The organism is Halorarius halobius (assembly GCF_024298865.1).
GTDB lineage: Archaea > Halobacteriota > Halobacteria > Halobacteriales > Haloarculaceae > Halorarius > Halorarius halobius.
In genome coordinates this window covers 66331-86937 of the sequence record NZ_CP101164.1, presented here as the reverse complement: position 1 = coordinate 86937, position 20607 = coordinate 66331, and the positions used below count along the sequence as shown (strand labels likewise).

The window sequence follows — 20607 nt, the reverse complement described above, 5'->3', positions numbered from 1 at the left end:
CACACCCCTCCGCCAACACTGTGCAACGGTCGAGTGCGTCCCAACCCACCGGGTGATTCGGTTGGGTAGGAACACCATTGGAATGTTTGTTATCATCTTTGGATTGTGTTGTGTCGTCTGATTCAGCCGCCACTGGATTGTGAAATAATCATCCCTCCATTGGAAATTCGGGCACAAGCGGAGGGAGGGAAAGGGGTCCGTACCGTCTAGCCCGTCTAGACGGTTTACGGGGTGGCGATCCACTCCAAAACGGCCACGAAGATCGTGACGCCGAAGTAGAAGATCGTCATGCTGATTCCACCAATCATGAGCCACATCCCGTTCTCAGCGCGGTCGGAGTTTTTCCGGGCAGTGAACCACACGATCGCGCCAAAGGCGAGAGCCACGAGGCCAGCGTACTTCAGAACAAGCAGGACGGTGTCATATAGATTGCTCATGATGCCCTCGAAATCGGCTGGGGGACCGCCGCCCTGCGCGGCGACTGGATCAACGAAAACGACTAGGACGAGGATTCCCAAAACGAGGGATGTGCTGTGCTTTCTCAGGAGTTTCTTTGTTCGGAGGGTGCTCATGTTACCCACCGGTAATAGGGGGGAGTTCATCATAAAGAAGAGTAGGCTACATCAAATGTGGCAGATGTAGAACACCGGTTTGAGGGTGTTGAAGGGCGGGATTTTGGGGGGTTTCACCGATACAGTTATGTGGTCACCCATAGCACATCTACTTGTTGGACCAGGAACACCCTCCAGTGCCTCCTTGTCCATAGGTGATTGCAGTGTCAACAAACAGCTCCAAGCCCACCTCGAGTGATAACACCGACCGCGACCCCGAGACGACGATCAACGTCTGCCTCCACCGGGATACGCATACGCGGTTGACCGCCTACAAGAACGACAACCCCCTGGTAGAGAAGTCGTACGACGAAGCTATCAACGAAATTCTCGAAAAAATCGACTTCCCACAGGCTGAAGAAATCGAGAACAAGTACCTTCCGTCAATGCCGGACGCACATCCTAGCGATTCAGACTGAGACGAACGGCCCAGTCACAACACAACACGTTCTACTTCTTACGCTGGTTTCCTTCCCCGCTGACGTAACACGGTATTAGGGAGAGCTGGCCGCAGGGCGGCGTTTCGGATTGGTCGGGACATCGTTGTGAGGGTCGCCACTGGAGGCTTTCGACATCCTACCCGTTCCGGTGCGCGGGGGTCCCCACCGGAACTCAACGGTATCACCGACGTCGATGCCGTTCTCTGTGGTCCAGTGGTAGGGGACTTCGAGGACATATTTCGACTGCCCCCGATACTCTGTGAGCGGTTCTTTGTTTTCGAGTTCAGCGTGGTGGATCACGGTGATCCGCCCTTCTTTGTCGATAAAGATTATGTCTATGGGGAAGGCCATGTCCCGCATCACGTAGGTGTGTTCTCGCTCTGTGTCGTGAAGAAAAATCATCCCGTGACCATCTTCGAGGGAGTCCGTATTCGAGAGGCCGGTGTATTGTTCTCGCCATGTGACGGCGACATTCCCCTCGACGGATTCGAGATAGTCGCCGTTCTCGTCGTAGATGGTCGCAGTCCCGTAATCGGGAGAGGTGAGGTCTGCGTGAACAGTGTAGCCGACCCACGCGACCATAGGTACGAAGACGACGATGAGGACAGCGATGACCCAGGGGTTCTTGAGACGGTCAACGATTCGCCGAGCGATTGTGCCTTCGGGGAGCAACGGTTGGTCCGTGGGGTCGCTCCCTCCTTGCTCCTGATCCAGTCCATGTTCTTGCTTGCGGTCGCGGTCTCCATCACGATCTCTTCCGGCGTCTGGGCGTTGGCCGTTGCCGGTCATAGCAAAATCCACACGAAGACGCTGAACACGTTGCCGCCGATGCTTCCACCGATGAGAGTGAGCCCCATTACGATCCCGCGTCGGCCGCGAGACTCGGCGAGCGAATCGCGGCTGCCGAACGCCCACCAGGTCACACCGATGATGAACAAGATGAGGCCAAAGCTGTGGAGGACGATGCTGAGGGCGGTGGCGAGCTGGGAGAGGTTGCTCTCGTGAACGCCGGTCACGGCGCCGTAGGGCCACCCATCTGGGAGGAACTTGCTGCCGAGGATGAACACGAGGACCTCGTAGATGACGTCGATAGCGACGATCGCCATGTAGCCGGCTCCGCCGCCGACGGCCATTCCCCGGAAGCGGGCCATCGCTCGAGGACTTTTCGCGTAGCCCCACCAGCCGATGATACCGACGACGAGCGCGATGAGGGTTCCGTAGCGCCCGATGATGGTCGCGATTTCGAGGAGTTCGATGGCGGGCTCGGTAAATTCACTAACCTTACTCATCCTGATTTCCTCTTGCTGGTGCGACGGCGCATCCGCACCCACCACACGGCGAAGATCCCGAGGGCAAGCCACTCGACGAAGATGAGAACGTTGCTGATGGATGCCGAGATGTATTCACCGACCGCGCCAACGGGCTCGAAATCGAGGGGTGAGGGTGGCAGAATATAGAGGAGTTGGTCACCCTTGTAGTAGGGGTCGCCGGGCGACCAAAACACGTCGCCGTCGTAGCGAGCGCGGAGAATCGACCCGTCCCACGCGATCTTGGCACGGCCATTATTGTCGGTCGTAACCGTCGATGTCGTTCCGTCATCTTGGGTGACGGTGATTTCCTTATCTTTGATGGAGTTGCCGTCAGTGTCCGTAAGGACGAGGACGCCTTCGTGATCCGTGCCGGTAGACGAGACATTAACCTCTGTAATCTGAAGGACGGTTGACTCGTATGGTTGGCTGTGGACTTCGAGCTGGTCCTCGCCAGAGGCCGCCTTCCCGTCGAGTGGAGCACCGAATGGATTCGAGGCGTCGACGGTGACGGTTTCACCTGTGGCGAGGTCTGACGATCTGACGTCTATGACGTGATGTGTGTAGAGGTCGGTCGGCTGATCGTTATCGGGGTCGTTGACGTTGGCAGGAAGCGGTGCTCCCGGGAGCGTCGTTGAAACTTGGCTATCGACAGTACTGGTGTATCCCCATACCTGGTTGTCTTCACCCTTCTGTGGGAAAGCGGCGGTGACGTTGGCGACGCCTGTCTCGTAGCGGTAGATGGCGGGCCAGCGGTCGTTGTGGGTGTGCGTCGCGTTGTGGGTGGTCGACCCGCTTCCGGTGCGGACCTCAACCTCGTCGTTGCGGGAAATTCCGTAGAACCGCCACGGAGAGGTGAGGTGGATGGTCTTGTTGTCGATGTTGACGCTAATCCTTTTCCAGGGGTCGCTCGGGAAGTCTTGGTCGCCCTTCCACCTCACGGCGAGGCGGTCGTGACTTGCGCCGTCGATATGGGCGATGTCGATCTCGAGATTCGGGGAATCCCAGTCCGTGATGGTGACGGGGACGCTGTACTGCGTCGTGTGGGTGTTCGTGCTCACACTCGTCCGCGACCATTCGCTGCATTTCGAGCTGGTGACGCCCCACCGAGTTTCGACTTCGGTGGTGACTTCGAGAGTCGCCGTCAGGGTGTAGTCCCCTCGCGGATACTCGAAACTCCGACTCGTTTTGTCTTCAATCGCGAGCCACGTCACCTTGCCGAATCGGTTCCATTCGGACTCGCCGGTGAATCCGGGACGATCGAGGCGGACGGACGTTACGTTCGCAGTCGAATTGAGGAGATCGTACTCGGCCCACTCGGTCTTCGGGTAGGTGTGAGAGTGAGTACTGTTTCCGTGAGTGTGAGTTTTCTTGCACGTGGCGCTTCGACTGAAATCCGCTGGGGCAACGGCTCGGTGATCGTAGGGGACGTACGCGCCCCGGATGGGGTCCCCCCCGGAAACGTATCTATCGCGATACCAAGCACTGCCAGTGACGTCGTTGATCCCAACCCACGCATCGCGGACTGTGTTGAAGTTGCTCTGCCCCCATTTCCGGGATATACTCGCACCATTTGAAGTAGGGTAAAGCTCTCGACCGTTCATCGTCGGGATGGCGACCCGACCTGAGTTCTGTGCGTATTGCGTGTATTGCTCGGCCGCGTGGAGGTTCCGTGAGATGATGCTCTCGTGCTCGGCCAGGTGAACGAGGGCGTCGTTAGGGTTCGAGACGTAGAGTTCCTCGGCGTCTGGGTCCCATTTCACGTCGACGTTATAGACGGGTCGCCACTCTCCGTACTGGTTGGTGACACGTACGAACCACTCACCGTCGTTACTTTTGGGCCCGTCGTAGGTGTTCTTCTCATGCACGTTGATGAACTGCGTTTCTGTGTAGAACGGCATGCTGGAGTAGGGTTTCCACTCATCCTGGATGGGAATAGCGTTGTAATCGGAGAGGTCCGTGATGTAGACATCGCTTGTTGTGGAATACCGAAGCGATTGCGAGGGTGACAGTGTAGCCCGCCCGAGGTCGACTGGGTAGGCCGGGTAGTCGTTCTCGAAGTAGCCGGTGTAACTGACATCCGCGGGATCGACATCCACGTCGTTGTTCGCGAGGACACGATAGGTTTCGTCGTAGGTCTTATCAACACCAGGCTCGGCGCTCGGAATGTCATAGATTGGGTCGAGACCCGCGGCGTAGACAACGGTGATGGGTGCGATAACGAGGCTGGTCGCTAAGAGGACGGTCACGAAGAGACTGAATCGCTGTGACCGGCCCCGGAGAGCGTTCGCGAGGGGCTTCGTCTCTGCAATGGCCGTGGTGATATATCTCGTTGCACACGCGGCGTGGAAGGCGTAGACACGTCCTCTGAGCCTATCGGCCCAGCTGTCCTTGTGTGCCGATTCAGTCTCCCCATCCCGCCGTGAATCAGCCTGAGAGGACATAGTGGATCAGGCTGATGAAGATCGGAAAGGCGAACCCAATGATTGTGAGGACGAACCCGGTTGTTGCCATCACGAACCCCCGACGGCGGTTGTTGATGGACGGGCTGATGAAGTACGCAATTATGCCGATGACAAGCGTGATAAGACCCGTCCACTTGATTGCGCTCCCGACCCAGCCAGGGAGTGTAACAGCTGCCTTTAGATCGGAGATAAGGGTGCTGAGGTCGGCACCGCTCTGGAGCGGGATAACCGACGCCTGCTGCGTGTGGGTGTTGGTATGCAGGAATGCGTTTGCCGTAGCATCAACGAATGGATACAGGAGGGGACTGTGGCTATCTCCGACGAGTTCTGCAAGTACACGCGTGAGCGTGGAGATGGCCCGATAGCCTCCGAGCGGCACAAGCGGGCCGGTGATTGCTCGAATGTACGGACCGATCACATAGGCAGTATCGATACCTGCCGACAGTGCTGCACCGACGGGAATGAGCCAGTGGATAAACAGTTCAAGGGTCTCTGGTTGGAGGGTGTTCATGAGGTGGTGTTCTGTCGTCGCCAGCGGTGCCGACGACGCTTGGAGTGGCTAATCTGAGGCTGTCTGCGACTAAATATTCTCTTCACCCACACTCTCTACATACGCTACATTCACCACAGTTGTTGTAGATTTGAAAAGTCCTTAACTGCCTACTGCTTATGACGGTCGATGGCAAGTCCTGCTAAACTCCAGTCGCTCGATGTCCCGGTGAGCGACGGCTCGCCACTCCAGGACGAGCGCGAGTCGCCTGCACGTGACGATACGTGCGGGAGTGACCGTGTCTGTCCGGCGAGCTCCAAACAGGGCCCCGTCCTCTAGCCTGGAAATGTGAGCACCCTCCCATGCCTGAAATTCAAGTCGACTGGTACTCTCGGGAAGAAGCTGACCGCCTACGCGATCTCCGTGATCGGCACGGGATGATATGGCGCGGCGTCCTCCTCGAGGGAGCCAAACACGCAGAAAGTATAGACCTCCTCAAAGCCCTCGTTGAGTTACACCCAGAACTCGCACACTCTCGACCGGGTGACCACGCTGGCGTTTCTGCCGAGCGAACAAATGTCACCGAGCAGTTGCACGAGCAGATTCGCGAACGGCAAAGTGCCCGCTCAACGACTGAACTCCCACTGTCTGGCTTCACAGATACGGATATGGACGCTAACGCGAACGGCAGTAGTGTCGTCGATAGCGAGGGCGACCGTGACGATGAGGATGGCGAGCACTTTGACGTGAGTGCTGCCGTGGCTCAGGTGCAGGAGAATCGCAACCCCTCCACCAACCATGGGCAGCGGTCGGTTGCGGACGAACGTACCCGGGAAAGAGAATACCAACGTTGGGATGCTCAAGCGGCACAGGCCGTTGAAGGCGGTGAAACACTTCATCCCGCGGACGCACACGAGGACGTCGAAGATGTGCTTCGACACCCCGGCGACCGCGACGAGTGGGATGTCGTCGATCCGCGCTATGATTACGAGGGCTACGCTGACGAATACGACGGTGATTTTCGATGAGTCGGTCGTCGAGTCCCTCGGACTACAATACGCGAATCAATATCCCATCCCAAGAGGAGTACGAATGGTTGGACTCGGTTCGGAAAGGTCTCGGGCTGACCTGGCGTGGGATGATGCTGAAAGCCGAACAGCGACTTCTCGCCGCTGAACGAACGTGGCCGCCGGCACTCCGAACCCAGCATGTGGTTTCGGCCCCTGCTCAACCGGACGCCGATCTCGAAGCGGAACACGAGGTTGATGCCGATACCGAAGCCGAGGCGGAGAGTGACAGAGACTCTGGGCTCGAGGAGATGGCGAGATGAGCCAGGACGTTCCAGTGGCATCTAACCTTCTCGCCTCGAAGATGTTCGGTGTCTCGGCTCGGAAACTGGCCGAGTCGATGGGGCCGCCCCTTATCGTCCCGCTTATCCTCTACACTATCGGCCTCCCGCTGCTGGTGACGATCCCGTTAGTGTTTGTTGGATTCCTTGTGGGACTGTTCATCTATAGCCGCACCCCGCCGGGACAGCGCCCTCTGCAATATGCAGCAGCGATGGCACGGCATCTGCGCGGGCGAACGGATTACGTCTGGAAGCCTCCGGAGCCTAACAAGGACGATCTCGCGTATCACGAACCCTTCGAGGCGTGGATCACGGGACGCCCAAAGCCAGTCGTCGCCGATGCTGACGGAGTTCGTGATGACGCTGACGAGACAGGCGCGGAGATGGAGACAGACGAACCAACGGACTCGGACGACGGCCTTGACGCGGATTGGCCGATCGCGACGTATGGAGGACAAACAAATGACTGAATACGAAGACGCCGGTTCGACGCTGGACCTCATGGATTTCAAGAATGTCCATGATGGCGGCGTCGTGGAAACGCCTACCACCTATGCGATGGTGATGCAGATACAGCCCCGAGACTGGCTAATCCTCTCTGAAGAACACAAAGAAAGCCTCTATCTATCGTTCTTGACGTTCTTGCGGGGGGTTCAGTTCCCGACACAGATCCTCTCGATGACGACGGCATACGATCCCGAACCCTACCTCAAGCAGTTCGAGGAAGCGGAAAGTATGCTCATCAATTCGGGCGATGATGGGGAAGATGGTGACCCGTTGGATGAGTCTCCGTTGCTCGACTACGGCCGAAAATACCACACGGAGTGGCTCCGGGGCGTCGTCGATGTCGCGGAGATTCGTGACCGTGACTTCTACTTCGCGGTCGCAGTCGCTAAAGACGAGGAGGCCGACGATGGCCTCAAGGCCCAGATTCAGTCGTTGATGCCTAGCGGGAACGACGTCGAGGCCGACAACGAAGCCGAGTGTATCGAGGAAGTGAAGGCCCGCGCCCAGCGCGTGGCGTCGAAGCTCCCCCAGACGCAGGTGAAAGCCGAGATTTTGGACACCCGGCCGGCTGTTCTTGAGGTCCTCTACGAAGTCTATCACGGGGAGAAGCCGCCTATCTCATTCGAGCAAGGTAACTTCTCACTCCCGACCGCTGAGGCACAGGAGGTTGCCAATGCAGTCTATACCCCCGAAGAAGCGGCACAGGCAGAGGCGAATGAGGATGGTGACTCCGAGTTCGATCGCGCTTCCGACGAACATCCCGAAATCGAATACGAACCAGATGCCGAATCTGATTCCGACCCACTGGCGGCGGTTGGTGACGGTGGGTACGCACACCCGGACTCTGTCGCGCGCGTTTCGGAATCGCGTATCCTGAGCTGGTACGCTCGGAATATCGGGCCTATCGGACACGGTTCGCTCCCGGTTGTCCCGCGAGTGGTCTACGCGGGTGTGTTTCTGGGCCTTCTAAGCCTCATGCTCAGTGTGGGGGCGCTCGGCGCGGTCATCTGGTCGATGAATGTCGCCGAACGCGGCACGGATGTCTACTGGCTGGCTCGGACGGTGTCGTTCGCGACGGGTGCGGCGAGTCTGCCTGGATTCCTGCTGAGTCTTGTCGTGTTGTTCCCTTCGGAACGGAGGACGAAGGGACTCGCGTTGGCCGGCCTCGCGGTGGCAGGCTATGCGCTCACCTTGTTCCTTGGAGCGTATCCCCATGACTGGGACTCGAACCCAGCTGTGACCACGTTCACGCTTGAGGTGTACGCGGTGGGTATCTTCGCGCTGCTCATCGCTGTCGTTCTCGCGGTACGTTCGCGCCAAAAGGTGGACCTCTCGAACCTAGTAGTCGCCCCTGACCCCGATGCGTCTGATGTGGTGACCGACGGTGGGGGCGCAGGCACTCCTGCTACCTCTGTCGATGATACCGACGACGTCGATATAGAGGACCCTGACGCCGAGACTGGCGCTGACATCACGGACCCCGGGACAACTGAAGATGCGACTGAGGTTACAAAATGAACCCCCTCGAGAAACTCCTCGGAAAGAACGAACCCGAGGAAGACGAGACTGAACGTATTCCGATCGACGATCTCTCCGGTAAGGAAACCCAGGTCGCACTCGAATACCTGGAACTCCTCGATCGGGAAGCCACCCGGAAGAACATCGAGTGGGCGGCCTACCAGCTCCAAGCCGAAGAAGTACCGCTCGTCTCCCCTATCGAATCCCTCGAAGAGCGAGAGAAGCTTGACAAGAAGCTGGTCGCGCCCCGAGCAATGGAGCGCCACCCTGAGTTCCAAGTCCGTGAAGAGAAAGTCACGCAAATCATGACCGTCACGGCCTTCCCCCGGAAGGTCAACCTCGGGTGGCTCGTCCCGCTCACTATCGCGGACGTAAATCTTCGTCTCTCACTACATATCACGCCACGAGACCCGGCAAAGACCCGTAAACAACTCCAGCGCCGCTACACGCAGACCACGACGGCACTCACGCTCAAGTCCCGGAAGGGTCGGACGGACACCCACCAGGAGGAACTGGAGCGCGAGGATCTCCTACGGATTCTCCAAGACGTGATTCGCGGGACAACGAAGGTCTTTGACATCGCTATCTACATGGAACTCGTCGCGGACTCGCACGAGGAACTCGACGAGATGCGCGAGCGCGTTGACACCATTCTCGCAGAACAGGATGTCGAGACGACGGTACTGCACCACCAACAGATTGAGGGCAATGGGACTATCGTCCCTCTCGCGACGGACACAATCAAGAACGTCCACCCCATCCAGCTCGAGGCGCTCGGGACGCTGTTCAACCTCGTTGAGCCGCCGATCTACGACGAAGACGGCATCATGATGGGCTTCGACGACACATCGCGCCCAGTTATCCTCGACCGCTACGCCCACTCCGGATTCGGGATGACCATCTCGGGGAAAACTGGCTCTGGGAAGTCCTACGCCAGGAAACTCGAAATCTACCGCCGACTGCTGACCGACCCCACGGTGCAGTGCGTCCTGTTCGATCCGGCGGGTGACGACTATCCACAGTTCGCGAAGAAACTGGGTGGCGAGGTCATCCGCTTTGGTGGGTCGCAGAAGGTAAATCCGATGGACATCTCAGCACCTACGGGCGAGATCGGTGCGTCCGAGGACACCTACCCACTCACGGTGCGTTCCGTGGTAGAGATGCTGAACACCCACTACGAAGACCGTGGAGGGCTCCCCGCTGCGGAAGAGGGCATGCTCATCCAGGCGACGCACTACGCATACCTCTCGAAGGGCATCATTCTTGGTGAGTACGACACCTACGCGAACGAATCCCCCATCATCGACGATCTCATCAAGGGTGTGAAAATCATCACGGAAGGAGGCTTCATGGAGGCGCTCGAATCAGACCTCGTCGACGAGGCGGTGTTCGATCATTTCCAGGAGTTGGACATCCTCGACGAGGACGGCAACCCCGTCACAGAGACGCACATTTCTGTGCCGATGGCAGTGTTCCAGCCCTCGAAGAAGCACCAGGAGGTCGCGAAGGCGTTGGAACCGAAGTTCGAATCGTTCAAGCCAGGCGGTATCAACGCGAACCTGAACGGCCAAACGAACCTCGAACTGAACTCGCGTCTTGTCGTGATGGACATGAGTTCGTTTGCCGACACCGGCGAGATGCCGCTGATCCTCCATGCGATGCTTCAGTGGGCGTACCTCGAGGCCAAGCGGTCGCCAGATCGCTTCGACGTGACCTTCGATGAGGCCCACTACCTACTGGGGCGTGAATCGACGCGGGACCTCATCAACCTCTTCATCAGGCACGCACGCCACTACGACGCGGGCCTTACCCTGATGAGTCAGACGGCTCACGAGTTCATGCGGACGGACGCTCGCCGCGAAATCTATGAGAACTGTGACATCAAGCTCCTGTTCTATGCACAGTCTGTGTCGGACGCGACGAAGGAGTACTTCGATCTTTCTCCGGCTGAGGTGAAGTATCTCCAATCGGCTCCACGTGGACAGGATTCTGGGTACTCCGGATGTCTGTTGTCGACGACAAAGCACGGGCGACGCCGTCTCGAGATCCACTCCGGTGACTTCGAACACTACATGATCGACGACAATCTCGATCCGTGGGACTACATCGAGGAAATCGAGGGATCGATGCGCCCCGATGACGCTGATCCCAATGCGGAGCCCGATCTCGAGATGTCGGAAATGCCTCCGGTGTCGAATCGGGAGCTGGACATGGAACTGTCGAGTGAGCTTGCAGAAGACAGAACGCCGCAGGAGCAGTCCGAGAGTATCGCTGACGACGACACGACGAACTCCTTGACATCCGGTTCTGGTGACCGTTAATGGCGATGGCGATGCCGGTCGAACCGCTCCTGCTGATGACGTTCGTCCCCCTCCAACTCGGCCTGGGCGACATTCCCGAGGCGATAGCGGAGGCGCTGTTTGGGTGGATCGCGGACACGGCCGAAGCGATTGCGACCGAACTATCGACTGCACTGACGGACGAACTCATCAAAGGTCTGCTAAAGGTCCCGAACCCGTATGAATCAGCGACGGCGGGCAACGCGTGGACTGGAATGTTCGAGATATCGCTCGTCCTGCTTCCGATAATGATCGCGCTCGCGCTTATTGCGTGGCCGTTCAGCGAAGACCGTGAATCCGGGTTGTTGGATCTCGTCGTCCGTGTCGTGATGATCTTGCTGTTTATTGGTATCTCCCAGCCGGCATGGGGGTTCGCGATTGATGCGACAAACGCTGTAACGGTCGCCATCTTGAACCTTGACCCGGGTAGTGGTGTTAATTACGGGTACGAGAACGGGCTTGTTGGAGCCTCCACCACATTCGGTGTGTGGGTGCTGAAATTCATCGTCTCGATAGTCGCCGCAATTCTCGCAATCCTGGCGCTATTACTGTCGATATTCTTCTTGCTCCTGCGCTGGTTCATGATCTGGATGGCCTACATCGGAACTCCGTTCTTCGCGGTTGTCTGGTTCGCAGGGCGCGGCCCGCTGAAGTCCGTCGGCAGCGTCGGCGCGACGTTCATGCGGATGGGTGTGTTTTCCCTGTTAGCCGGGCCTGTAATCGCCGTTATTGTGCTGACTTTCCAGGTCATTGAGCATGGCGCGGTTCTCCAGACCGCAAAGAGTGGCATTATTGGGAACATCGGCCTTGTGTTCGCTGAACTTGCGCTAATGCTTCTCTTTCCGGTCCTGCTCATCGTGACGATCTGGAAGCTCATCTCCTGGGCCGGCCAGCCCATCGGGGCTGGTGAAGCCGCTTCGGTCGCGACGTTGGCTGTCACGGCGGCTGTCGGCGGCGCCGTCGTCGGTGCAGCAGGCGGCGGTGCATCTGCCGGCGGCAGTGCAGCAGGCGGTAGCGGCGGAAGTGGCGCGGCGGCCGGTGGAAGTTCAGGCGGCGCGTCGGGGGGTAGCGCGTCTGCGTCCGCCTCTGGTGCGAGCGCCGGGAGCGCCGGGAGTGCGAACGTAGGTGCTGGCGGGTCAGGCTTGGCAAGCCGGATGACGACCCGGGCGAAGGGTGCGGTAGGAAAAGCGAAGAACGTCGCTGGCAAGAAGGCAGCCCAGCGTTCCAGATATGCCGGCACAACCCAGAAGCTCGATGAGGCCAAGACCTCCCTGAACGCGGCGCAACAGGATGAACAGGCGGCTGGTTCGCAGGCCAAGTTCATTCAGAACTCGATGGCGTCGCGCGATATGGATATGGCCGAAGCGAAAGAGCAGGGGTTCCTCGACGCCGGGCCCGTCGAAGGACAGACGCCGAAGTTCAAGACTGACCCCGACACGAACGACGTGAAGATGAGCTACGTGGGCACGGACGGGGCTTCTCGCGCCGTCAACCTCACACAAAAGTACAAGTCTGCGAAGGCCGAGCAGCGCGATGCCGGTCAGCGTGTCCAGGAAGCACAGTCGCAGGTTGACGCGACGTCGGTACGGAAGCGTCGAGCCGACAGGGGTAAGGCTGTGGGCAAAGCTGGCGTCAAGGCCGGGACGTTCACGACGAGGACCGGCGTGGCCGCGATGACCGGTGGTGTCGGGGGGAACTCGTATCTCGCACACTCTATGGGTCGTCGATCATCCAAGCCGATGATCACCTCGGAGTTCGGCCGGGCAGCTGGCGGTCAGGCGTCCAAGCCCGGCGAAATGGGTAATGAAGGCAACAACGAAGACGGTGGAGGGCTCTAACTTTAGCGCACCGCTGGTTGTCTTGGAATAGACGGGTCGGGCGTAAGCGGTGGTCGCGTCGCCTGTGTGTCCTCGGAGCCCTGTAAGCGGCCTGCTGACGATCTGCTGACCGCACGCAGGCTTATATACCACCACGAGATATGATACGTAAGTCACTCTGCTCGACTGCGAATTTCACGCGGCTCACAGGTGTCTTCACTCGAAAAACGACGAATCAACAACTGACCGCCCACCCAAACAAACCAAGACATCGCCGAAATCAACACATGTCACTATCCGCCGCCACAACCGCCTACATCGCTGCCGATGTCGTCTACGGACTTGTTCGAAAGCGTGACGGATTCCCCACCTACGGTCGGCGTGGCCGCCTCATCGAAGCCTCGCTCATCGCGGCTGTCGTAATGGGCTGGGCGTGGGTGGTCGCACCACTCCTCCTCGATCCCTTTTGGACCGGAGTCGCGGGACTTGCGGTGTACGGCCTGCTGTTCATCCCTGGATTCGCCGCCCTCTGGCTCCTCAAGCGACCGCTGTTCCTCCCGCTCGGGGTGGGGGGACTGCTGTTTTTCGTCATAGCGCTCTTGCTCGTGGGTCTGAACGGATTCCTCCCGAGCACACCAAGTGACGCCTACTCGGACGCGCTCACGATTCCGCTTATTGCGGGGAACGCACTCGCCGTCGTCGCCGGAACGTACGTCGCGACCACGCTGACGGATAAGCGGCGAAATGATCAGGAGAATGAGCGTGAGCGATCACGAATCCCCTCCGGTCCAACTTTCCCCTCCTCGACTCAGATCACGAACACAGACGGGGATCTAAGTCCAAGCAGTCACGAGGCGAACGATGCTGTCCTCGCCGAGGACGTGTCCACTGATGGGATGCCGGGAACTCATTCCTCGACCGGGAGTAGCCCATCTGAAGCGCAGTTGCGGAACTTGACGTACGACTGGCAGTACTCCCCGCAACGATTCAGCGACATCGGCGGATACGATAATGTGAAAGCCGATCTTGACCGTCGTGTTCTCGAGCCCCTCCTGGCGCATCGCGATGGGGATGACCGTTTCTCGCGGTTCGGCGTCGAGCCTGAGAGCGGTATCATGCTGTATGGCCCGCCAGGAACGGGGAAAACGCTGTTCTCGAGGGCGCTCGCTGGCGAACTCACAGTCCCGTTCGTCGAGCTCTCCCCGGCGGACGTGACGTCGCTGTGGGTCAACGAGAGCAGCGACAGAGTGAAGACGCTGTTCGACGAGGCGAAACAGCTCGGGCCGTGTATCATCTTCCTCGACGAGGCTGAGCATCTGTTCGGCGCTCGTGGATACTCGGGGAAGGGTTCACATGCTGAGGACGGGAAAGTGACGAGCGAGTTCCTCGCGCAGCTCACCCGTGAAGATCGTGAGGCCATCGTGGTTGCAGCGACGAACCGACCGGGCGATATCGACCCAGCGATCCTTCGACCGGGACGGTTGGCTGCACACTTCGAGATTGGGCTCCCGGACAAGGAAGCTCGTGCCGCCATCCTCCGGACGCATTTGACCGATGTACCGTCGTCGCTCTCGGATGCCGAGTACGCGAATCTTGCGACGCATACGGCCGGGATGACGGGAGCGGATCTCGCCGACCTCGTCGACGAGGCCCGACGGAACGCGGCTGACCGAAATGCTCGCGTCTTGACTCGCGAAGACTTCCCGGCAACTGAGGACCTCTTGGTAATTGCGACGGAGTTGGAACCCGAGACGGCTGCCCTCCCCACCACCGACGACGCGGAAAACGACGAGGAGATTCCCCAAGATCCTGATGTCGCCGTCCGGTCGAAGGCAGATGATGACGACGGATCCGACGACTCGGCCATCGGGTACCAGTAACAGCGCTTCTCACCCATCGGTACTCTCCATCACGTCCTCTACTGACCGGACCTCACAGCGCGATTGGAGCATCACGAGTGGTCCTACGTTACACTTCGGATCATTCCATTTAGATTGTTACGTAGGACAACGATGATGCACCCACGCTGCCCCTCGCGCGACGCTGTGCATCGAGCGGTTGCGGTAGCGGGTCGTTCTGTTCTCGGCTGCGGGATGACAGTCGGGGGACACCCCGTTATCGAAGTGTATTCTACATCTATACTCACCTGATGAGTCTATATTCACATCTCAATCTATGTTTGGACGCTGCTTCAGTTGGTGGCTATAGGCCGGTGAGATGGCGTGTTGTAGAGAGGCGGGATTTCGGGGGTATCCGCGTAAAAACGCCGCTAATACCCGATTTTGCTGGACTTCTTTATACTATCAGAAGGCGTAGTTCAGGGCGTAGATCACATGAGTACCCTCCGAGAAGACGCGCAATCCCTCCACGAGCAGTTGGCCTCTTATCTGCCGGATGATTGCGCTGATGAGTATGATGTCGACGCGCTTGAGGCGCTCTTCGACTCCTATGTTAACACGTATCGAGTACCGAGGAGCCAGGCGTTCGAGAGTGTTCGAGGCCACGTTCTCAAAGAGGCGGGAATTGACACCGACGAGTTCTGGGCGGCCCAACGCGATGACGAACGGGGAACGACTGACGACCCCCTGCCCCTTGCTGAGTGTACCACTGATAACGAGTGGGTCACCATCCGGGCGAAAGTCGTCGAATTATGGGAACCGCAGCACGAGTCTATCCACCAGGTCGGTCTCATCGGCGACGAGAGCGGACGGCTCAAGTTCACCGCGTGGGCAAAGTCGGACCCGCCAGACATTGAGGAAGACACGACTTACACGTTCAAAGACGTCGTCGTTGAGGAGTACGAAGGTTCCTACTCGGTGAAAATCAACTCCCGTAGCGAGATCATCGAGCACGCGCATGATAGCGAGGAAGCTGTGACTGATGTCGGGACGATAACCACAACGCATGAAGGATTTTTCGTCGCGATCCAGGGCCAGTCTGGACTCATCAAGCGGTGTTCGGCTTCCGATTGCACTCGCGTCGTCACGGGTGGTGAGTGCAGCGAACACGGCGCCGTCGACGGCGAGTTCGACCTACGTATCAAAGCGGTCATCGACGATGGGCACACGGCCCAAGAGTGTCTGTTCACTCGTGGCGTCACCGAGGAGGTCACGGGGATCGACTTGGAGGAGGCCAAAGAGCTGGCGGCCGACGCGCTGGATTTCACCGTCATCTCCGACCGCTTCACCGACCTTCTGATCGGGCGGCGTTTCACCGTCGAAGGCCCCCTGATCGGGCGGTATCTCCTCGTCGAGGAAGTCGAAGAGACACCGGAGAGAGCGTTCTCGGATGGCTACCAGGAAGCAGTCGTGGAACTGCTCGCAGAACACAACTACGATGGGCCGGGGCTCACGGCTGCGTCCATCGAGGATCTCCCGCGCTCGTATGATGCACACGCGGGCGGCGTTGGAGGCGACTGAAAACATGGCAACAAGCAACTCTCAATCACAGCAGGGGACGACCGTCCCAGACCGCGAGGTGGCGAAGCACGCCTTTGCCGCCGAGCTGAACGAAGCGACCTACACGTTCAAGACCGCACAAAACGAGCGTGCCCCGGTTTACGTTGCGCTCCCTACCGGAGAGCGAGCGAACCGAGTGTGTGTCATGGGAACGGTCACGGACGTTGAGGATGTCGGAACCGACGACCAGGAGTACTTCCGAGTGCGTATCGTCGACCCGACTGGGACGTTCTGGGTGTACGCTGGGCAGTACCAGCATGAGGCACTCAAGAGGTTGAAGAAGATTGAGCCCCCCGAGTTCCTCACAGTTATCGGCAAGCCCCGGACGTACAAGACCGACGACGGAACGATTAACGTCTCACTCGTCCCCGAGGACGTCGGTATCGTCGACGTCAGGACGCGCGACATCTGGGTATTCGAGACGGCGCGGCGAACACTCGAGCGGATCGGATCGGCGCGAGAAACCTCACCGAAGGTGGCCGCACTCGCTCGCGAACAGTACGGCCATGATGGGTCGTACTTCGCGCATGTCGCAGCGCTTGCACTCCAGAACCTTCTCGACGGTGACGAATCGTCGAGTTCCGACGGCGAGGAGACGATTGAGGAGCGTCTTGAGGAAGCCGAAGCCAAGGATGACGACGTCGACGGCGAAGAGCCGGAACAGGAAACATTGATCGAGGACTAACGAGCGATGTTTGGGCGTAGTTCCGGAATCACCCCGAAATACGACGATCCCAGCAATCACGACGGGAAATATCCGCCGGACTGGGACGCCCGCCGGAAAGCCGTCTACGAACGGGATAACTACACCTGCCAGGATTGTGGGTTGCGGAGTGGGCCCCACGCCGGCGACGGCGGGGCGATTCTCCACGCACACCACCTAATCTCACTCCGTGACGGCGGGTGGCATTACCTGGGGAACCTCGTGACGGTCTGCCAGTACTGTCACGACGGTATCCACGGCCACCCGACCGGGAGTCAGTACGATACCGGCGAACACAATGCCCTGCGGGTCCTCCGTGTGGTCGGCCGGGCAATCGTGCGCGGTATCAAGTGGGCGATTCGGTAGACATGAAAACGGCGAGCCTACCTTCGTTCACCTATCCGGCCCGATCGGACTAGCCGTGTGTGGTCGCGCCGGGGATCGGCACCGAGTACGGCCCCGGTTCTTCCATCACGAGGTCGTCGTGGGGCGCTGCACGGACGGCGAGGGGCGGACTGGAGACAGAGTCAATCGTATCCATGAATCCGGGTTCACTGCTGTAGGTGGCGAAGGCGTCGATGACGACCCTGACGATCTCGGCGCGAACGGCATAGGTGTCGATGCCAGCGATGAGCTCCTCCTCGGGCGTGGGTTCGGAGCCGGCTGGGACGAACTCGATTCGGATGTCTTCCTGGGGCGGGTGCGACGGCTCGGCCCACGGCGTGTGCGTATAGCGGTCGACTGGGCCGACGAATTCGGGGAGGACGTATCCCAGCGAATCGTCGAGGAGCGTTCGCACGTACGGCCCGCTCAGGAAAAGAATGTCGTCGAAGTGGACAGAGCCGCGACTGGCTGATGGATCGCCCCCGTCGACGTCGTCCATCGTGCCGCGCTCGGAGACAACCGGTTCGTCATCGTTGCCATCACTCGGGTTGTAGCGTTGCACATCGAGGTACTTCGAGCGGTCTGCCTGTCCGATGAGCTGGTGTGTGAGGAAATTCCCGTTGTGCGCTGCTGAGAGCGCGAGCTGGAGCTCGTCGAGGGCACGGACTGAGAGCGGAAGGTATTCGGGTGGGAGACCTCGCTGCCCGACTGCGGCGTGGAGCGCAGAGACGGAGATCGGCGCGTACTTCGGTTCGCTGGAGGGTGTGTCGGTGTCGAATGGAGACCCATTCCCGTTGGAGGGTACAGTCATTATCGTTCTCCACTCACCCCTTCCTTCGTCTTAGTTTATAAATCAGAGCATGGGTTCGACCATTCTCAGTCAGGGCTCCTCCTCTCAATGGGCCGAATCGCCGAATGGATCTTGCCCAGTTTCACCCACTTGACCGGAGAGTTTGTCTAGAGGATCGACTTCGGCGTTCGTGACCTTCCACCATTTGCCGGAAACATCCCCCTCCTAGGGCCCTCCGATAAACGTCTCAATGGTGGAGGTCGGACGCATACCTACTGAGACAGAGCACGGTCACCGCTCGGGGCGGGGGGCAGACTCGTAGCGTTCGATCTCGGTCGTCTTCTCGACCTGGTCATAGATATCCTGTAACGTCTCTTCGGCACGCAGCAGTTTGTGATCGTCGAGGAATTGACGTCCCTCCTCACTGATCCCATAGAACTTGTACGGCAGGTCGTTCTGCCGACGGTCCTCGGGAAGTTCGACCTCCTCGACGATGCCGGTCTCGACAAGTTGCTGGAGATGCTGGCGGATCGTCGTCTGGCTCTTGCTCGGGTTGACGTAGTCGAGTTCCTTCAGCGTCGGCAGCCCCGACGGATGCCCGAGAATGTCTTGAACGAGCGAAAAGCGCGTCTCCTGGGTGACGACGTTCAGTCGCTCTCGGACGGTGTCGAGCGTACTTGCGGGTTCGTCGGGAGTGCTCATCACTACTCTCTTAGAGTAGTTCGTCCTAAAACGTTTCGCTAAAATACGAATCGGTCAAATACAATACGCTGACTACCTCGGTCATCGCATTAAAGCACAGTGGGTGAAAGACAGTAGATAATGAGCGAGGAGTCAGTCACCGTCGAGGACCTTGCCGATCGCGCCGAGGCGTACCTCCACGAGACCTCGATCACTCCCGAGGAGTACGAGGCGTTGAAACAGAGCGTCGCTGAATTATCGCCGATCTTCTCAGCCGACCGTGCGTACTTCGTTCTCGGGAGCTACGGACAACCGGAGATCCGCCGGCTCCAGCTCGTCAAGGATCGGCTCAACCGGCGGGTCGATACGTACGCGTTCCTGATGGTCGATGTTCGCAGCGAGTGGACCAACACCTATCTCAAATTCCGGCTGCTCGCGGACTATACGGATTACATCGTGGGTGTTGCGGAACACGCACAGGGGGGCTTCCTGGTCGAACAGGGCTACTTCACTGCCCTTGAGGAGTACTTCGGGAAAACGCATGTCTGTCAGCGCGAGTACGACGACCTCAATCTCGACGATCTCGATACCGGCGTCGACATCGAGAACCCGTACAGCGGAATGCAGACGGCGATTTTCGAAATGCTTGAGGAGAGCGGACGGCTCTACCGGTGGACCACCGAGGACGACCTCATCAAGTGCGTCGAGAACATCCCGTGAGCTGGAACAGACATTACGAGCCGACTTCTCCCACAGTTCAATCGAGGGTCGGAGCTACAACGACTGACGTCAGTAATTCAGAATCAGATCCAGACAGATCACTTTCAAACCCGTCCGGATTTTCTATGGCGTGTCTCGGATCATAAACAAAGCAGACGAGCTGACTACAATCGGGGTGCGCTCGATAGTGTTCCTTATCTTCCGCTAATTCGCTTTTAATTTCCCGCTCGTCGTGGTTCTCGCTCGCTAGCTTGACCTCGACACCGATTTTTTCGTCTTTTAGGAGGAAATCAATCCGACTAGCTGAACCACCGTGGCTTGGTGCTGCCTCCTCTTTCCGGAGATCTTCACATTGGACTGCGAGTAGAGCGTGGAGAATGTCCTGGACGTCATGTTCGTCCTGTATTTCGACAGATGGTCGGTTGTTATATCGGTCTTGGAGACGAGTGACTGCGAGAGGAAATCGCCGACATACGTGTTCAATCGCACCGAGGGTAGCCGGTGGCGTAGACTCACGTTCCTGAATATAATCGTCGACAAGTTCATAGAACTGTTCGACGTGGTTGTTCTGTTCATACTGTTCTTCAGTAGAACCATACGCCGGAATCATCACGTTCCCGACCCGCTCAGGATGAGTAAATGCGGTGAAATAGATCCTCCCACCATCGATTTTGGCCAGAATAGAGTCGATATCTACAGATCCATCTTCCCCGAGGAATACACCGTCCACATCTTCGAGTTCAAGATCCGCATCTGGGAAGGCATCCGATTTGGCGCGCTTTCCAAGGAGAGAACGTATCTCTTTTAGAAATCCGAGCGAAGGGGATGTCACCTCCAATATCTCCTTTTCAGAACTCCGTTCAGGGTGGATATAGTCAGTCCGCTCAAAATGGATCGAGAGTAAATACTCATTGTTCCGTTGGCCGAGGACGACTTTAGCGGTATCCTCGAATCGAACCCCTTCATCGTCGGATTCGGAGTAGGTGAATTCTTTTGAAACTGAAGAGACCATATTGTCCTCCGTTAGTT

Annotated in this window: 21 protein-coding genes; 13 read left to right on the top strand and 8 right to left on the bottom strand. The window is 58.5% G+C overall.

The annotated features are described in order from the left end of the window. Positions 1 to 224: 224 nt before the first annotated feature. Complete coding sequence (locus tag NL112_RS22195) at positions 225 to 572, bottom strand: TrbC/VirB2 family protein (protein ID WP_255152970.1); 348 nt, start codon at positions 570 to 572, stop codon at positions 225 to 227. Positions 573 to 775: 203 nt separating this feature from the next. Between NL112_RS22195 and NL112_RS22190 the strand changes: the two genes are divergently transcribed. Next, positions 776 to 1030, top strand: a complete 255-nt coding sequence (locus NL112_RS22190) for a hypothetical protein (RefSeq protein WP_255152969.1) — start codon at positions 776 to 778, stop codon at positions 1028 to 1030. Positions 1031 to 1105: 75 nt separating this feature from the next. Here the strand turns inward: NL112_RS22190 and NL112_RS22185 are convergent, their stop codons facing one another. From NL112_RS22185 to NL112_RS22170, 4 genes are read right to left on the bottom strand one after another with little or no spacing between them, the layout of a single operon-like run. Continuing rightward, on the bottom strand, positions 1106 to 1840 hold the full coding sequence (locus NL112_RS22185) for a DUF192 domain-containing protein (RefSeq protein ID WP_255152968.1): 735 nt from the start codon (positions 1838 to 1840) through the stop codon (positions 1106 to 1108). Next, entirely contained in the window at positions 1837 to 2340 is a 504-nt protein-coding gene (locus tag NL112_RS22180; protein WP_255152967.1) for a hypothetical protein, read from the bottom strand. Before NL112_RS22180 ends, NL112_RS22185 begins: the two co-directional genes overlap by 4 nt. After that, positions 2337 to 4802 carry an Ig-like domain-containing protein gene (locus NL112_RS22175; protein WP_255153096.1) on the bottom strand — a complete coding sequence of 822 codons (2466 nt, stop codon included), beginning with the start codon at positions 4800 to 4802 and terminating at the stop codon, positions 2337 to 2339. The genes NL112_RS22180 and NL112_RS22175 overlap by 4 nt, the downstream gene beginning before the upstream one ends. After that, a complete protein-coding gene (locus NL112_RS22170; protein ID WP_255153095.1) occupies positions 4786 to 5334 on the bottom strand; it encodes a hypothetical protein in 549 nt (182 codons plus the stop codon). Before NL112_RS22170 ends, NL112_RS22175 begins: the two co-directional genes overlap by 17 nt. Before the next feature lie 168 nt (positions 5335 to 5502). On the opposite strand from NL112_RS22170, the gene NL112_RS22165 reads away from it, so the two are divergent. The 11 genes from NL112_RS22165 to NL112_RS22115 all read left to right on the top strand — a co-directional run bounded on the left by NL112_RS22165 (position 5503) and on the right by NL112_RS22115 (position 17369). Next, a complete protein-coding gene (locus NL112_RS22165; RefSeq protein ID WP_255153094.1) occupies positions 5503 to 5652 on the top strand; it encodes a hypothetical protein in 150 nt (49 codons plus the stop codon). A gap of 23 nt (positions 5653 to 5675) precedes the next feature. Beyond that, positions 5676 to 6341, top strand: coding sequence for a hypothetical protein (locus tag NL112_RS22160; RefSeq protein WP_255153093.1), 666 nt, complete (start codon positions 5676 to 5678; stop codon positions 6339 to 6341). After that, positions 6338 to 6643 carry a hypothetical protein gene (locus tag NL112_RS22155; RefSeq protein ID WP_255153092.1) on the top strand — a complete coding sequence of 102 codons (306 nt, stop codon included), beginning with the start codon at positions 6338 to 6340 and terminating at the stop codon, positions 6641 to 6643. The genes NL112_RS22160 and NL112_RS22155 overlap by 4 nt, the downstream gene beginning before the upstream one ends. Beyond that, positions 6640 to 7131: a PrgI-related protein gene (locus tag NL112_RS22150; RefSeq protein ID WP_255153091.1), complete on the top strand. Its 492-nt coding sequence runs from the start codon at positions 6640 to 6642 to the stop codon at positions 7129 to 7131. Before NL112_RS22155 ends, NL112_RS22150 begins: the two co-directional genes overlap by 4 nt. Then, positions 7109 to 8686: a cell division protein CdpA domain-containing protein gene (locus NL112_RS22145; RefSeq protein ID WP_255153090.1), complete on the top strand. Its 1578-nt coding sequence runs from the start codon at positions 7109 to 7111 to the stop codon at positions 8684 to 8686. The genes NL112_RS22150 and NL112_RS22145 overlap by 23 nt, the downstream gene beginning before the upstream one ends. Next, complete coding sequence (locus NL112_RS22140; RefSeq protein ID WP_255153089.1) at positions 8683 to 11007, top strand: VirB4 family type IV secretion system protein; 2325 nt, start codon at positions 8683 to 8685, stop codon at positions 11005 to 11007. Before NL112_RS22145 ends, NL112_RS22140 begins: the two co-directional genes overlap by 4 nt. Next, positions 11007 to 12863, top strand: a complete 1857-nt coding sequence (locus NL112_RS22135) for a hypothetical protein (protein WP_255153088.1) — start codon at positions 11007 to 11009, stop codon at positions 12861 to 12863. The genes NL112_RS22140 and NL112_RS22135 overlap by 1 nt, the downstream gene beginning before the upstream one ends. Before the next feature lie 266 nt (positions 12864 to 13129). Next, positions 13130 to 14722: an AAA family ATPase gene (locus NL112_RS22130; RefSeq protein ID WP_255153087.1), complete on the top strand. Its 1593-nt coding sequence runs from the start codon at positions 13130 to 13132 to the stop codon at positions 14720 to 14722. A gap of 453 nt (positions 14723 to 15175) precedes the next feature. Next, positions 15176 to 16261: a replication factor A gene (locus tag NL112_RS22125; RefSeq protein ID WP_255153086.1), complete on the top strand. Its 1086-nt coding sequence runs from the start codon at positions 15176 to 15178 to the stop codon at positions 16259 to 16261. Positions 16262 to 16265: 4 nt separating this feature from the next. Beyond that, positions 16266 to 16985 (top strand): RPA family protein, encoded by a 720-nt coding sequence (locus NL112_RS22120; RefSeq protein WP_434084215.1) that lies wholly within the window; start codon positions 16266 to 16268, stop codon positions 16983 to 16985. 6 nt (positions 16986 to 16991) lie between these two features. After that, positions 16992 to 17369 (top strand): HNH endonuclease, encoded by a 378-nt coding sequence (locus NL112_RS22115; RefSeq protein ID WP_255153084.1) that lies wholly within the window; start codon positions 16992 to 16994, stop codon positions 17367 to 17369. Positions 17370 to 17418: 49 nt separating this feature from the next. Here NL112_RS22115 and NL112_RS22110 read toward each other — a convergent pair whose 3' ends face one another. Continuing rightward, complete coding sequence (locus tag NL112_RS22110; protein WP_255153083.1) at positions 17419 to 18198, bottom strand: hypothetical protein; 780 nt, start codon at positions 18196 to 18198, stop codon at positions 17419 to 17421. Positions 18199 to 18468: 270 nt separating this feature from the next. Then, entirely contained in the window at positions 18469 to 18879 is a 411-nt protein-coding gene (locus NL112_RS22105) for a helix-turn-helix domain-containing protein (RefSeq protein ID WP_255153082.1), read from the bottom strand. 120 nt (positions 18880 to 18999) lie between these two features. Between NL112_RS22105 and NL112_RS22100 the strand changes: the two genes are divergently transcribed. Continuing rightward, positions 19000 to 19578 (top strand): DUF8170 family protein, encoded by a 579-nt coding sequence (locus tag NL112_RS22100; protein WP_255153081.1) that lies wholly within the window; start codon positions 19000 to 19002, stop codon positions 19576 to 19578. Positions 19579 to 19615: 37 nt separating this feature from the next. Here the strand turns inward: NL112_RS22100 and NL112_RS22095 are convergent, their stop codons facing one another. Then, on the bottom strand, positions 19616 to 20590 hold the full coding sequence (locus tag NL112_RS22095) for a PD-(D/E)XK nuclease domain-containing protein (RefSeq protein ID WP_255153080.1): 975 nt from the start codon (positions 20588 to 20590) through the stop codon (positions 19616 to 19618). Positions 20591 to 20607 lie beyond the last annotated feature (17 nt).